Annotated in this window: 11 protein-coding genes and 1 pseudogene; 4 read left to right on the top strand and 8 right to left on the bottom strand. The window is 73.8% G+C overall.

Going from position 1 to position 13,238, the window contains the following annotated elements:
- Positions 1–61: 61 nt before the first annotated feature.
- Both ACFVDM_RS15305 and ACFVDM_RS15300 read right to left on the bottom strand, forming a co-directional pair.
- A complete protein-coding gene (locus ACFVDM_RS15305; protein WP_383638642.1) occupies positions 62–2,182 on the bottom strand; it encodes an ATP-binding protein in 2,121 nt (706 codons plus the stop codon).
- The gene (locus ACFVDM_RS15300; protein ID WP_383638639.1) at positions 2,169–2,906 is read right to left on the bottom strand and encodes a response regulator transcription factor; all 738 of its coding nucleotides are present in this window, start codon (positions 2,904–2,906) and stop codon (positions 2,169–2,171) included. The genes ACFVDM_RS15305 and ACFVDM_RS15300 overlap by 14 nt, the downstream gene beginning before the upstream one ends.
- Before the next feature lie 177 nt (positions 2,907–3,083).
- On the opposite strand from ACFVDM_RS15300, the gene ACFVDM_RS15295 reads away from it, so the two are divergent.
- Complete coding sequence (locus ACFVDM_RS15295) at positions 3,084–3,908, top strand: maleylpyruvate isomerase family mycothiol-dependent enzyme (protein ID WP_383638636.1); 825 nt, start codon at positions 3,084–3,086, stop codon at positions 3,906–3,908.
- A gap of 245 nt (positions 3,909–4,153) precedes the next feature.
- On the top strand, positions 4,154–6,331 hold the full coding sequence (locus tag ACFVDM_RS15290; RefSeq protein WP_383638633.1) for a tetratricopeptide repeat protein: 2,178 nt from the start codon (positions 4,154–4,156) through the stop codon (positions 6,329–6,331).
- On the opposite strand, the pseudogene ACFVDM_RS15285 reads toward ACFVDM_RS15290, so the two are convergent.
- The 3 genes and pseudogenes from ACFVDM_RS15285 to ACFVDM_RS15275 all read right to left on the bottom strand — a co-directional run.
- A pseudogene (locus tag ACFVDM_RS15285) lies at positions 6,216–6,769 on the bottom strand (helix-turn-helix domain-containing protein); the annotation flags it as partial. The gene ACFVDM_RS15290 and the pseudogene ACFVDM_RS15285 sit on opposite strands and share 116 nt — an antisense overlap.
- On the bottom strand, positions 6,766–7,119 hold the full coding sequence (locus ACFVDM_RS15280) for a DoxX family protein (protein ID WP_383638631.1): 354 nt from the start codon (positions 7,117–7,119) through the stop codon (positions 6,766–6,768). The gene ACFVDM_RS15280 and the pseudogene ACFVDM_RS15285, both read right to left, overlap by 4 nt.
- The gene (locus ACFVDM_RS15275; protein WP_383638628.1) at positions 7,116–7,418 is read right to left on the bottom strand and encodes a hypothetical protein; all 303 of its coding nucleotides are present in this window, start codon (positions 7,416–7,418) and stop codon (positions 7,116–7,118) included. The genes ACFVDM_RS15280 and ACFVDM_RS15275 overlap by 4 nt, the downstream gene beginning before the upstream one ends.
- A gap of 85 nt (positions 7,419–7,503) precedes the next feature.
- Here ACFVDM_RS15275 and ACFVDM_RS15270 point away from each other — a divergent pair, with 85 nt between their 5' ends.
- On the top strand, positions 7,504–8,367 hold the full coding sequence (locus ACFVDM_RS15270; RefSeq protein WP_383638625.1) for a sigma-70 family RNA polymerase sigma factor: 864 nt from the start codon (positions 7,504–7,506) through the stop codon (positions 8,365–8,367).
- A gap of 108 nt (positions 8,368–8,475) precedes the next feature.
- On the opposite strand, the gene ACFVDM_RS15265 is transcribed toward ACFVDM_RS15270, so the two are convergent.
- Both ACFVDM_RS15265 and ACFVDM_RS15260 read right to left on the bottom strand, forming a co-directional pair.
- On the bottom strand, positions 8,476–9,825 hold the full coding sequence (locus tag ACFVDM_RS15265) for a hypothetical protein (protein ID WP_383638622.1): 1,350 nt from the start codon (positions 9,823–9,825) through the stop codon (positions 8,476–8,478).
- A 561-nt stretch (positions 9,826–10,386) separates the two neighbouring features.
- On the bottom strand, positions 10,387–10,884 hold the full coding sequence (locus ACFVDM_RS15260) for a hypothetical protein (protein ID WP_383638619.1): 498 nt from the start codon (positions 10,882–10,884) through the stop codon (positions 10,387–10,389).
- Positions 10,885–11,317: 433 nt separating this feature from the next.
- Here ACFVDM_RS15260 and ACFVDM_RS15255 point away from each other — a divergent pair, with 433 nt between their 5' ends.
- On the top strand, positions 11,318–11,800 hold the full coding sequence (locus ACFVDM_RS15255) for an RICIN domain-containing protein (RefSeq protein WP_383638616.1): 483 nt from the start codon (positions 11,318–11,320) through the stop codon (positions 11,798–11,800).
- 20 nt (positions 11,801–11,820) lie between these two features.
- On the opposite strand, the gene ACFVDM_RS15250 is transcribed toward ACFVDM_RS15255, so the two are convergent.
- Entirely contained in the window at positions 11,821–13,098 is a 1,278-nt protein-coding gene (locus ACFVDM_RS15250) for a hypothetical protein (RefSeq protein ID WP_383638613.1), read from the bottom strand.
- Positions 13,099–13,238: the final 140 nt, after the last annotated feature.

Below are 13,238 nucleotides of genomic sequence, written 5' to 3'. Positions count from 1 at the left end.
TTATGAAGAAGCTGTCAGGGCGCTGTGGTCATCGGATCAGGGCCGTCCGGGGGCGTGGCGCTCACCGCGGAAGAGGGGCGGGCCCGGGGCTCCCGTCGTCCGGGCCGGACCCGGGGGAACGCGGTGGGGGCAGGCCCGCGCCCGCCGTCGGCAGCCGCAGCGTGAACACCGAGCCCTCGCCCGGGACGCTCACCGCCGTCGCCGTGCCGCCGTGAGCCTCCGTCAGTTTCCTGACGATGGACAGCCCCAGCCCGCTGCCACCGGTACGGCGGGAGCGGGACTTCTCGCCGCGCCAGAAGCGGTCGAAGACATGGGGGAGATCGGCGGGCGGGATGCCGGAGCCGGTGTCCTCGACGTCCACGACCACCGCGTCCCCGTGCTCGCTCCCGTGGAGGCGGACGGTGACCCGGCCGCCCGGCGGGGTGTGGCGGACGGCGTTGGACACCAGATTGCCGATGGCCTGGCGCAGCCGGACCGGGTCGGCCGTCAGCCCGGGGAGCGGCCGGCCGGGCGGTGCGGGGGCCACGCTCAGCATCACCCCCGCGGTCTCCGCGCGGGCCTGGTGGGCGGCCGCGACCTGGGCGGCCAGCTCCTCCAGCCGTACCGGTTCCGGATGCAGCCGCAGAGCCCCCGCGTCCGCCTGGGCGAGGTCCTGGAGGTCGTCGATGATGTGCTGGAGCTGGACGGCCTCCTCGTGCAGGGAGGCGATGAACGCCGGGTCGGGATCGGCCACCCCGTCCTGGGCCGCCTCCAGCCAGCCGCGGATGTTGCTGAGCGGGGTGCGCAGTTCATGGGCGACATCGCTCACCATCGCCTTGCGCTGGGCCTCCAGCCGGGACCGGTGCGCGGACATGTCGTTGAACGCGGCCGTGAGCCTGCCGATCTCGTTGTCCGAGGTGACCCGGACCGGCGCGGTGTCCTCGCCGTCCCGCATCCGTTGCGCGGCCCCGGTCAGGGCGCGCAACGGCCGGACGAGCCGGGCGCCCACGAGGACCGAGACGCCCACGGTGAGCGCCAGGACGAGCGCGGCGGTGCCCGCGATCCGCGCGGTGTTCGCGGGGGAGAGGTCGAAGCCGGGCACGGTGGTGCGGCCGGCGTCGGCGATGAACAGCAGGGCGGGCGAGGCCACGTAGGAGGCGAGCTGCTCGCGGCGGGCGGAGCCCACGCACGAGGCGATGGCCCGGTCGTTCTCGCTGGTGCCGGCGACGGGCGTGGGGGCGTCACGGGGCACTTCGCTCGGCGTGGCCGCCGGGGTCCCCGGTTCCGAGGGCGCGGGCCCGTCCGCCGGGCCGGCCGACGGCGTGCCCGGGGGCCCGCCGTCCTCCGGGAGGCCGGGCACCGGGCTCGGCGCGACGGTCGGCACCTCCGCCGTGGGCACCGGCTGGGCGCTCCGCCCCCAGGACAGATCGAGCCGCAGCCGTACACCGTCCCGGCCCTGGCGCTTCAGACAGGCGTCGGCCAGCTGGTTGAGCGCCTTGAGGGCCTTGCGCTCGGTGGCGGTCGGGGTGTCGAGCGCGTCCGTGGCGCAGCCGGTGCCCAGGAGCCGGTCGGGGTCGTTGCCCACCACCTGGATCACCGGCCGCCCGCTGGCCGTCGCCACCACGTCCGAAGCGATCCCGGAATCGGCGAGACAGGCCACGCCCCGCTCCGCGACCGTCCGCAGGGCCGCGCGCTCACCGGCCGGCAGGGTGAAGGGGCCGACCGCGCGCGGGTCCACCCGGTCCGCCGGGGTGCCCGACGTCCCGGCGTTCGCGGCGGCCAGCGCGGTGTCCACGGAGAGCGGGTCCACGACGGCGGAGGCCTGCTCGGGCAGGGACGGGGCCCCGTCCGGCGCTGCCGAGTCGGCGAGCGGCTCGCGCTGCTGCGTCGTCAGCGCGATCCGCCGGCCGGAGCCTTCGGCCAGCTCGCGCACGGTGTCCCCGACGCCGTCCCAGGTGGGATGGGCCGCCGCGTACCCCAGCAGACTGTGGTAGATCCGGGCGTCGGCGGCGAGGTTCTGCCCCTGCTCCTGGAGGATGGCGCCGGAGGTCGTCTGGACGGCGAGCCAGGCGGTGGCCGCCACCGAACAGGCCGCCACCAGCGCGGAGACGGCCAGCAGCCGCACCAGCAGACTCCTGCGCCACGGCAGCCGCGCCCGTCCCGCCGCCCCGTCACGGCCGGCCCCCGCGCTACGACGACGCACGGGCCGCCGCCTTCGCGGGATCGGTGAGCTTGTAGCCGACGCCGAACACGGTGAGCAGCCGCACCGGCCTGCGCGGCGCGGGTTCGATCTTCTTGCGCAGGTTCATGACGTGCACATCGACCGTACGGTCGCTGATGTACCGGTCGAAACCGTGGAGTTCGGCCAGGAGCTGCTGCCGCGAGAACACCCGGTCCGGTTCGGCGGCCAGCGCGGCGAGGATCCGGAACTCGCCCGGTGTGCACTCCACCTCGGTACCGTCCACCGTCACCACGTGCCGCGGCGGATCGACCCGCAGCGTCCCCACGACCAGCACCCCGGGGTCCGGGACGGCCGCGGCGGAGCCGCCGCCGCCCGTACGCCGGCTGCGGCGCAGCAGCGTACGGACCCGGGCCATCAGCTCGCGCGGGCTGTACGGCTTGGTCACGTAGTCGTCGGCGCCCAGATCGAGGCCGAGCAGCAGATCGTCCTCGGTGGAACGGGCCGTGAGCATCAGCACCGGCAGCTCCCGGTGCTCGGCGCGCAGCACCCGGACCACGTCCAGCCCGTCGGCCCGGGGCATCATCACATCCAGGACCAGCAGGTCCGGTTCGCGCTGACGGACCGCGTCGAGCGCCGCGAGACCGTCACCGGTCACGGTGACGGCGTGCCCCTCCCGTTCGAGATAACGGCGGAGCAGCTCGGCCTGTTTCTCGTCGTCCTCGGCGATGACCACATGTGCGCACACATGAGCGATCGTAGAGGGGCGCGGAACGGCTTCCGACCGCCCCCGGCCCTGTCGCCGCCATCCGACCCGACCCGCGGGCGACGGGAATCTGACGCCAGGACCTTGCCCGCGGGCCCCGCCGCCTGCTCTTGTGTACCCGCAGGTAACAGCGGGCACACGAGAGCGGGCGGTGGCGGCATGGAGCCGTTGGGCGAACAGGGCGTACGGAGCGTGGTGCTGCCCGAAGGGCTGGCCGACGCGGTACGGGGCACGGCGGCCGACATCGCCGCGCTGCTGCGCACCGTCCCTGACCCGGCCGCCCCCGTCCCGGGGCTGGAGTGGACGGTGGGGGAGCTGGCCGCGCACCTGGCGCAGGCCAACGCGCTGATGGCCGACGTGGCGGCGGGCCGCGACCGCCCGTACGGCGACGGCACCCCCCAGGGCATCGCCGCCGCCAACGAACAGGGCCTCGCGGCCTTCGGCGAACGCGCGGCCGAGCCGCTGGCCGCGATGATCGTGGAGCAGACCGAGGCCTGCCTCGACGCGATCGCGGCGGGCGACCCGGACGAGACGCTCATGACCCCGATGGGACCCATGAACCGCGCCGTCCTCGCCGCGTACCTCCTGACGCATCTCCTGGGCCACGGCTACGACCTGGCCCGTGCCCGGCGCCGCCCGCACATGGTGGACCGGACCCGGGCCGCGCTGACCCTGCCCTTCATGATCGAGGCGATGCCCCGGGTGACGGACGCGGCGGCCGTACGCGGGCTCAACGCCCGTTACGCCGTACGCCTGTGGGGCGGCGGGCAGATCGGCGTCACGTTCACCGACGGCGCGGCCACCGTCTCCCCGGCCCTGCCCGACCGTCCCGACTGCACCATCTCCATCGAGCCGGTCACGTTCCTCCTCATGGCACTCGGCCGCTGCTCCCCGGTGGGCGCCATGGCACGCGGCCGCGTCTTCGCCCGGGGCCGCAGGCCGTGGCTGGGACCGCGCTTCCCGAGGTACTTCACGGCACCGTGACCGCGTGACCCCTCGCCCGCCGGGACCGGGGGCGGGACGGGCCACCGGGGCGGCGGAACGGGACTTCCAACCTCCGCGCAGCAGACCGCTGTTCGTATCCGGCCAAGGACACCGCCCCGCCGCGCCCACCTGGCCGGATACGAACCCGGGGCCGAGGATTCTCGATAGATTGCCCCCGCACGGTGGCAGCGGCGGTGCCGGGGAGGACGCACCGCGCGGAGCGCCGGGAACGGGGAGTGCGCGGCATGCTGGATCCCATTTCGCTGTCGGCCGTCACGGCGGTGCTCGGCGCGGTCGGCTCGGGAATGGCGAACGAGGCCGGGAAATGGGCCTGGGAGTCGACGGGCGGATTCGTCCGCAGGGTCACCGGACGCGAGGTGCCCGCACCCACCACCCCGGGCGAACTCGACGACGTGGCACGGATGATGGCGGAAGGGCTGCGGAACAACCCCGCACTGGCTTCCGCGTGGACCGTCTTCGCCGCCCGTATCGGCGGCTCGCTCCCCGGCGCGGGGCCCGCCTCCTCCGGAAGGCCCGCACTCCCCGTGTCGACACGGTTCTTCACCGACCGCAAGGAAGCGCTCAAGGCCCTCGACCGCGAGGCCTCGCGCCGCGCCGACGGCACACCGCGCCTGGCCCTCGTCCACGGCGCCGACGGCATGGGCACCAGTACGCTCGCCGCGCACTGGGGAGCCCGCGAGGCCGCCCGCTACCCGGACGGCCGGCTCTACGCCGATCTGCGGGCGGGCACCGGCCAGGACGGGCTGCGGGACCCCGGCGCCGTCCTGCGCGAGCTGCTGGGTCAACTCGGCGTCCCCGAAGCGGAGATGCCGCCCGCGGCCGGACAGCTCCGCGACTGCTTCCAGCGGCAGGTGGCCGGCCGGAAGCTGCTGATCGTCCTTGACCACGCCCAGACCGCCGCACAGGTCAGGCCCCTGCTCACCGCGGCACCCGCCGTCTTCACCGTCGTCGTGGCCCGGCGCCCCTTCCCGGGGCTCGACGCCGTACGCGTACCGGTCGGCCCGCTGACCGACAAGGACGCCGTCCGGCTGCTCACCCGGCTCACCGACAAGTCGGCCGTGGCCGCCGCCCGTGCCACCCTGCCCGGCGTCCTCGCCCGCTGCGGCGGATCACCGTACGCCCTGCGCGCAGCCGCCTCCCGCCTCACCGAGCCCGTACCGGACGCACCCGTCGACCCGGACCCGGTCCGTGCGGCGGCCGAGGAGACCTACCGCCTGCTGGACCCGGCGACGGCCCGGCTCTACCGGCTGATGGCAGTCCGCGCCTGGCCCGCCTTCGACGCGGAGACGGCCGCCCGGGTCACCGGCACCGCGCCCGAGGACGCGGCGCGGCGCCTGGAGGAACTGGCGGACGCCCTGCTCATCGAGCCCGCCGCCGTGCCCGACGGACCCGCGCCCCGCTACCACTACCGCCCGGCGGTCCGTGCCCATGCCGAGGCCGCCGCCGTACGCGAGGACGGCATCGCCGGCTGCTCGGCCGCGATGGCCCGCGCACTGCGGCACTATGTCGACGCAGCGACCCGAGCGGCCCACGAAGCACTGCCGGAGAGTTGGCGCGTTCCCGCCCCCGACCCCGGTCCCGCCGCTCCGGACCCGGCGCCCACCCACGGCAGCCGGGGCGACGCGCTGGAGGCACTGATCGCGGAGAGCGCCAATCTGATCGAAGCGGTCCACTGCGCCGAGGAGTCCGGCGACCCGGACGCCGCCGTCCGTATCTGCCGCTCCCTCTGGCCCCTCCAGTTGAAGGCCGGCCGCCACGAGACACTGCTCCCCGCCCTGCGCGTCGGCGCCCGCCTCGCCGACGCGCCCGGCCGCGACCCGCGCGACGCGGGCGCCCTGCACGCCCAGCTCGCCCACTCGCTCACCGAACTGGTCCACTGGGACGAGGCGGAGGCGGAGGCCCTGGCGGCTGCACGGGCCGAGGAAGCCGCCGGCCACCGGCGGGGCCGGGCCTCCGCCGTCGAGTTCCTGGGGCTGCTCCGGCTCCGGCAGTGGCGGTACGGCGAGGCCCACGCCTGCTTCGACGAGGCCGGCACGGTGCTGGACGGCATCCGTCCGGACGAGGAGGGCGCGGCCGACGTCCCGCGCGCCCGTGCCCTGTTGGAACGCCATCGCGGGCGGGCCCTGCGCGGGCTCGCCCACTTCGACGCGTCCCGGGAACGGCTGGGCGCGGCCCTGGACTTCTTCCGCGCCCACGGCGACACGTACAACACGGCTCGGGCCCTCACCGACCTCGCCGAGACCTGGCTCGACGCCTCGGAGCCGGCCAGGGCCCGGCCCCTGATCGAGGAGGCGCTGACCGTCCTGGACGGTCAGCGCGCCGAGTACCACGTGGCCTATCTGCGCGGAATGCGTGAACGCTGCGCCGATGCCGATGCCGATGCCGATGCCGACGAGGACTAGGTGTATGAGGGATCCGGTTGTCCCTCTCGACCTTGCCGTTGTGCTTGGGCGTGTAGGGCCTGGTCCGCTTGTGCTTCGCGTGGTCCGAACCGCGTCCGTGGGCGCGCCACCCGCCGCCGTCGGGGATGCGTCCGACTTCTTCACATCGAACTGAATCATGTGTCCTGGCCGCTTCGCGACGCCGACCATGTGCGTTCCCGGCGCATTGCCTCGATCCGTTGCGCGACATCGCCATCTGTCGCGGTCGGTTGCCGGTGTGGTGGCGAAGACGGTCCGGCAGCCCAGCCTCGCCGTTTCTTCGCCACCGGTTCACCCACTTCGAGGCACACGCCCGCGAGATGCCCGTCTCTGCGGCGACGTGCGCATCGGGCGGGGCGTGCACCGCTCGATGAGGCGTCGGCGGCCTTCGACTGATAGTGGCGCGTTGACGTGCGTCATATCTTGCTCACGAAGAACGCGGTGCTCGCTGCCGCGAGCACCAGGAAAACTCCGGGGAACGCGATGTTGTGGAACACCCGAGCACGGATGTGGGCGATGACTGCTCCGATGAAGAAGACGACGAGTCCGACTCCGGCCGCCAGGCCGAGCAGATGAGCTCCGAGCATGCCGATGGCAAGACCCGCGCCTCCTGCGAGCTTGAGCGTCGCGAGGTACGGAAGCATCGCTGAAGGGAGCCGCACTTCAGCTGAGTTGGCCACCACGAACGGAGCTCGGCCGTAGTCCGCGATGGCGATGCCCAGGTTGGCCGCGATGCACGCGACCGTGGCGATCACAAGGATGAGGTTCACGATGTGTACGACCCCACGATCGTGAACGGCTCAGGTGTGGGCGCGATGAGGCCACCGGCTGCCCGGCTGATCGCGTCTCGTAGCCGCTGTGCTTCGGGCAGCGCAAGGAGGGGGTTCGTTGTCGGGTCGGTGAGTTCGAGCGCGAGGAGGAAGCCGGTTCCCGACTCGCTCGCGTATGCCGTATGGGTCAGGCCGGTCGTTGACGCTGCGTCGAGGGCCGCCAAGCCACTGGTCGGGCGATCGCGTGGCTCTGCGGCGGAGTCCATGGCGGCGTTGAAGCGCACCGTCTGTAGGCTCATCGTGCTGTCATCTCCTTGGGATGTGAACGGGCATGGTTCTGAACCGACCGTCCCGACGTCCGCCAGATCGAGAAGGTGACACCCGATGCCCATCACACTCGGAGAATTCGAGGCCGCCAGGCCACAACTGCTGTCGGTCGCCTACCGAATGCTCGGCTCGTCTCATGATGCGCAGGACGCGGTCCAGGCAGCGTGGCTACGGACCACGACCACGCGATCCGACGCTGAGATCGAAAACCCTGCCGCGTGGCTGCGGACAGTGACCGCCAGCGTGTGCCTCGATGAACTGCGGATGCGACGCCGCCGTAACGAAGCGCCTCTGCCGGCGGCAGCCATTCCCGCGGAACAGCTCGCGGCGGACGAGGCCCTCCTGCGGAAAGAGGGCATCTCTCGTGCGCTGATGGTCGTGCTGAACCAGTTGACGCCGCCGCAACGGGTGGCGTATGTCCTGCACGACCTGTTCTCGGTGCCGTTCGATCACGTCGCGAATGTGCTCGGCGGAACCGTTCCGGCGGCGAAGAAGCACGCCAGCCGGGCCCGGCAGCGCATCGCGGGAGCCCAGCCGGTCGAGCACGTGGATCGCGGTGCCCACCTGATCGTCGAAGCATTTCTGGCAGCAGCCGAGACAGGAGACACGAGCGCAATGATCCGGATGCTTGCTCCGGACAGTGTCCGTGACGCCGACGCAGCGCTGCTGCCGCGTGGTGCCCGCACCCACGTCGTCGGGTCGACCGCGATCGCCACCGAGACAAGACTCTTCCGCGACCGGATTCGAGTCACGTGCCCTCTCACGGTCGACGGTCGAAGCATGTACCTCATCGCGCCCGGCGGACACCCACTCGCGACCCTCGAATTCGTCACCACCGGCAAGGAGATCACCAGGATCGAGCTGCACCCAGCAGAACGAGGCCACGTGTACACAGCCCCGGTCGCGTCAACAACCTCCTGACCCGCAACAACGAGGAGCGCGACGCGAACGGCTGACGGGCTCACTTCCGCCGGACCCGCGCGACGGCAGGTGCGTGCGGACCGTGCGGCGCACGGGGCCGGGCTCCGCTCAGCCCTCCGGGGCCCGCTCCACGCGGACGCGTACGCCCCGGCCGCCGCCGGTCCGCACGGTGAAACCGGCCTCCAGGACCCGGTCCCGCCCGGCCGGGCCGTCCGCGTCCCCCAGCAGGGCGTGCAGTGCCGAGGCGAACACGGCCGGATCGGGGCCGGTGTGCGCTTCCGGTGCCTCGGTCACCAGGCGGAGCAGGGCACCGTCGCGGAGGCGTACGACGCAGGCGTCGGGGGCGACGACGAAGGCGGCCAGGGCGCAGCCCGGAGCGCGCCGCAGCGCCTCGGCCGTCCAGACGGGCGGGGAACCGAACCGCGGATCGTCGGGCGGCCCGTCCCGGAGGACGACGTCCGCGACACGGAGCCGGTCCACGTCGCGGGTGTCCTCGTGCACGGCGAGATGCGCCTCCTCGCCCCCGTCCGGATCCGGCGACGGCGCGGACGTGGCCCACCGGGTGACGGTCACCTCACCGGGGCCCTCGACCCGGGTCAGCACATGCAGGGGCGCGGTGACCGTGACCCGCGCGAGCGGAGGTGTCTCCAGGGGCTTCAGCGAGGCGGACCACTCCGGTTCGGCCTCGCCCAGCATCGCGTAGAACAGGGCGCGCAGCCGAGCGGCCGACTCGCCCGGCACGGACGAGGTGAACGCCGCCGGACCCGGCAGCGGGCGGTGGCCGTCCACGAGCGCCTCCAGCCGGGCGCGCAGCGGTTGGCCGGGGACGAGGCGCGGGGCCTCCCGCAGGAAGGCGGAGACCGGGGCGTCGGGGTCGAGCGCGTGCAGCGGGGCGGCGGCCAGCAGCACGGGCCGGCCCAGCGCCGCCGCGTAGTACGTCACCGATCCGTGGTCGCCGATGACGGCGTCGGCCGCGAGCAGCGCCTGCCGCCAGCCCTCCAGCGGGTCGACGAGCACCAGCCCGGCCCGTCGCGCCCGGTCGAGCCAGGCCCGGATCTGGCCGGGACCGTGCCCGTGCCAGATGTTGGGATGCAGAACGGCGGCGAACCGGTACGCGTCCACCGGGAACTCGCGGGCGAGCCGGGGCAGCAGACAGGACAGCACATCGTCCCCGCCCCCGTGCTCGCCTCCGTCCCCGGCCCGGGACCCGTCCCCGAACAGGGACTCGGGGTTCCAGGTGGAGCTGATGACGATCAGGCGCTGGCCCGCCCGGACCCCGAGCGCCCGGCGGAAGCGGTCCCGGTAGGGCCGGGCGGCGAGCATCCGGTCGTAGCAGGGATCACCCGCGAGGACGGCGGCCGGCGCGGCCTCGGGGCACGCGGCGCGCAGCCGGTCGATCTGCTCGGGATGGGAGAGGACGAGGGCGTCGGCCAGAGGGACGCCGTCGTCGGCCAGCACCCACTCCGGAGCGGTCCCGAAAACGGGCGCGGGCTCCGGCCCCGACCCCCGTCCGGTGTCCGGTGTCCGGTGTCCGGTGTCCGGTGTCCGGTGTCGCCAGCCTTTTAGTGTATCCAACACCGTGCGAGAGGATCGCCAACTTCCCTCGGAATACCTCCAGTTGGCCGCCGAAACTCGCGGAGACCGCCAGGTCCACCGGTGTGGCCGCGGCCTGCTCCCACGGCAGGACGGGCAGTCCCGTGGCGGCGAGGAGTTCGGCGGTCCCCGCGGAGAAGGGCGAGGACCCCGGGCAGGTGAGCAGGAGTTGGATCCGCAGATCGTCGTCGAAGAGCGGCAGGATGTCGAGGAGCCGGGTGGCGGCCGTGACGTTGTGCACCACGAGGAGGACCCGCCGGCACGCCCCACGGGTGGTCCACCGCTCCGCGTCGTCCCCGACGGGGACCCGTACCCATCCGGCCCGCCCCTGTGGCACGCGTGCTCCCGCTTCGACTCCGGGGCCGCGCTCGTGCCCGGCCGACCCGTCACGATATCCAACGCGGGGCGCGAACCGGTGACAACCGGTCAGGCGGCCATCGCCACGGCGGCCTTGCCGAGCGGGGCCCGGTGCGCGCCGGAGGTGTCGCTGGCGACGCCGCCGCGGTCACGGAAGACCACGATCCGCAGGAGCGCGAAGCGGCCGACGCCGGCCAGGGCCGAGGCCGACAGATAGACGGTCTGCTGGAGCAGGGCCGAGGGCTCGGGCCGCAGGGCGTACAGGCAGAGCAGCGCCCCGGTGGTGAAGGCGTAGCTCACGGCGACGGTCAGACCGGACTGGAGGTGGACGCCCCAGCCCCGGCGGCCGCTGCGGAAGGAGACCCGGCTGTGCAGTTCCGTCGCGATCACGGTGGACACCACCGTCACCAGGGCGTTGGCCACCGCCAGCGGGATCGTCCCCTGGAGCAGGACGAGGACCCCGCTGGAGGCGACGCCCACCCCGCCCCCGCAGATCACGAAGCGCACGAAGGCCGTGAGGGCGGGGTGGAGCGTGCGCGTCGGCCGGGGGGAGGGGGCGGCGGTCACGGGGTGCCTCCGGGGGCGGTGGGGAGCGGAAGGGGAGCGGTGCGTCGATCGCACTCCAGAACCTACGGAACCGGCGCGCTCGGGACGATCGGGTTTCTCCCCGAGCCTCGTGGGGGGTTTCCCCCAGGGAACCCCGATGTCCCACCGTCCCGGGGACGGCCCCTCGGCCGCGTGGGACGGTCGACCGGGCGCGGCACCGGCGGAGTCACCCCTAAGGGGCGGTCGACCAGGGGCGCACCGGGGCCGTCCGGGGGCACGGACGCCGTCCCGTGGCCGGGGAGACGGGGTGGCCGTCCCGGGACGGTGCCGGGAGGGACGTCCCCGGGACGTTCCAGCGGCCGAACGGGCCCTTCCCCGGCCTACGTTGGCGATCACGAAGCGACGCCCGCCGTACGGGCCGAGGCGCCGCACCGACCCAGGAAAGGTCCCTCCCGTGACGAGGTCTCTCACCCGCATCGCCGCCACCTCCGCCGGACTCCTCCTCGCCGCCGTCTCGTCGTTCCTCACCGCGCCGCCCGCGGCCGCCCTCGTCAGCGGCGCGCAGCACAGCGTCGCCACGGGCAAGTGCCTGGGCATCTACGGGAACGTCGTGGCCGACGGCCAGCAGGCCATCATCTGGGACTGCAACGGGAACAACGACCAGCGCTGGGAGTTCACCGGCGAGGGCAACGGCTTCTACCAGCTCAAGAACGCCAACGGGAAGTGCCTCGCCGTCTGGGCGCAGGACAACTCCGTGATCCAGTGGAACTGCAACCACCATGCGGACCAGCAGTGGTACATCGACTCCAGCGCCGGCACGGCCCAGCTCCGCAACGGTGCCGCGTACGACAAGTGCGTCACCATCTCGGGCACCGGCAACGCGTCCCGGGCCTACCTGGCCACCTGCAACATGCAGACCAACCAGCGCTGGTACTGATCCCCGCCCCGGCCCGCGCACTACGGTCCGGGGACCGCGCTCCCCGGGACGTCCTCGTCCGTCCCGGGGAGCGGGAGCGGATCCACCGGGAGCGGGACGCCGGCGGTGACCTCCTCCAGCACCCGGTAGTACTCCTTCGTGCGGGACTCGAAGTCCACCCAGGCGCCCAGTTCGTCCCGCGCGCCGTCCGGGCCGCGCAGCAGATCGGCGGAGGCCTGGCCGAACCCGCGGTCCACGGTGCCCTGTTCCGCCTCGTCGAGCAGGACGCGGAGTTCGGCCATGGCCGCGCGGGTCCGCAGGCGCTGCTCGGGGCCCGCCAGGAGCAGTGTCCGGTGACCGGCCGCTTCGGCGGTTTCATCGAGCAGGGACTCCAGGCGGGTCGCCAGGGTTTCGGCGGTGCGCGCGGCTTCACGCGCGTCCGGACCGGCGTTCACCAGCACGTGCAGCGCGACGACCAGGGCAGTGGTCCCGGGGGTGGGGCGGTCCGGGGAGATGCGGACCAGCAGGTCCCCGCTGGTCCGCCCGGCCGTGCGCCGCGCGGCGGCCAGGGCGTGCTCCGCCGTCCGGCGCCCGACCCCGGGCACCTGCCCGAGCGTCCACACGCCGCCCTCCAGGACGTCCCGCACGGTGCGGAGGCCCGCGCGCTCCCACGCGTCCGTGCGGAAGGGGGTCCCGTCGTCGTGGTGGAGCCGGGCGACCGGGATCCGGTCCAGTTCCTCGCCCAGCCGCGTCCGGTGCAGACGGTCCCAGGCCTCGCGTACGGCCGTCACGGCCCGTGCGTGGTCCTCGGCGAGTGCGTCGGCCGCGCGGCTCAGGTGCCGGCCGCGCCGGACGAGATCCCGGTCGACGCCGCGCAGCCGGGGCAGGGCGCGGAGGTTCCCGCCGACGAGGCCGACGGAGGCCAGGAGCAGCCCGGCCGTCACGAGGATGTCGGAGAGGCCGAGGCGGCTGTCGGTGGTCTCGTCGTCCTGGCCGAGGACGTACAGTTCGCCCTTGTCGTCGCCCTCGGCGACCACGAAGCCGGTGTCCCAGCCGCGGTCGGACCCCTCTTCGTAGTTCGGCGCCTTCAGCATCGGGTCGCGGTCGGCCTCGCACCGGTAGTGGCCCTCGCGCGAGGTGTGGTCGAAGGGGTCCGTCCAGCTGACCCGGCAGGAGCCGTCCGGCTCCTCGTCGAGCACCGTCAGATCGATCTGGCGCAGCTCCGGCATGCCCGGGGCGGCCATGTACAGGGCGGCGGAGCACGCGATCAGCAGCACGCCGACGGTCAGTACCCAGCGGAAGACGGGAATGTGTCTCACTCGGGGGCCCTCGCGTCCTGTGCGTGGTGAAGGGGTGCCCCCGCAGCGTGCGGCCCGGGGTGCCGCACCGGCAACTCCCGGTGTCGGCAATGACGGGGACGCGGGACTTCCCGGTTCCGGCAACGGTCCCGCTGCCGGCG

This window comes from Streptomyces sp. NPDC057682, from assembly GCF_042799575.1.
GTDB lineage: Bacteria > Actinomycetota > Actinomycetes > Streptomycetales > Streptomycetaceae > Streptomyces.
This window is presented reverse-complemented; position numbering and strand designations above follow the sequence as displayed.

Bases quoted from the DNA above. Each gene is read 5' to 3' on its own strand.
- ACFVDM_RS15295 (WP_383638636.1), top strand. From the start codon at position 3,084: ATGGAGCCGTTGGGCGAACAGGGCGTACGGAGCGTGGTGCTGCCCGAA.
- ACFVDM_RS15290 (WP_383638633.1), top strand. From the start codon at position 4,154: ATGCTGGATCCCATTTCGCTGTCGGCCGTCACGGCGGTGCTCGGCGCG.
- ACFVDM_RS15275 (WP_383638628.1), bottom strand. From the start codon at position 7,418: ATGAGCCTACAGACGGTGCGCTTCAACGCCGCCATGGACTCCGCCGCA.
- ACFVDM_RS15270 (WP_383638625.1), top strand. From the start codon at position 7,504: ATGCCCATCACACTCGGAGAATTCGAGGCCGCCAGGCCACAACTGCTG.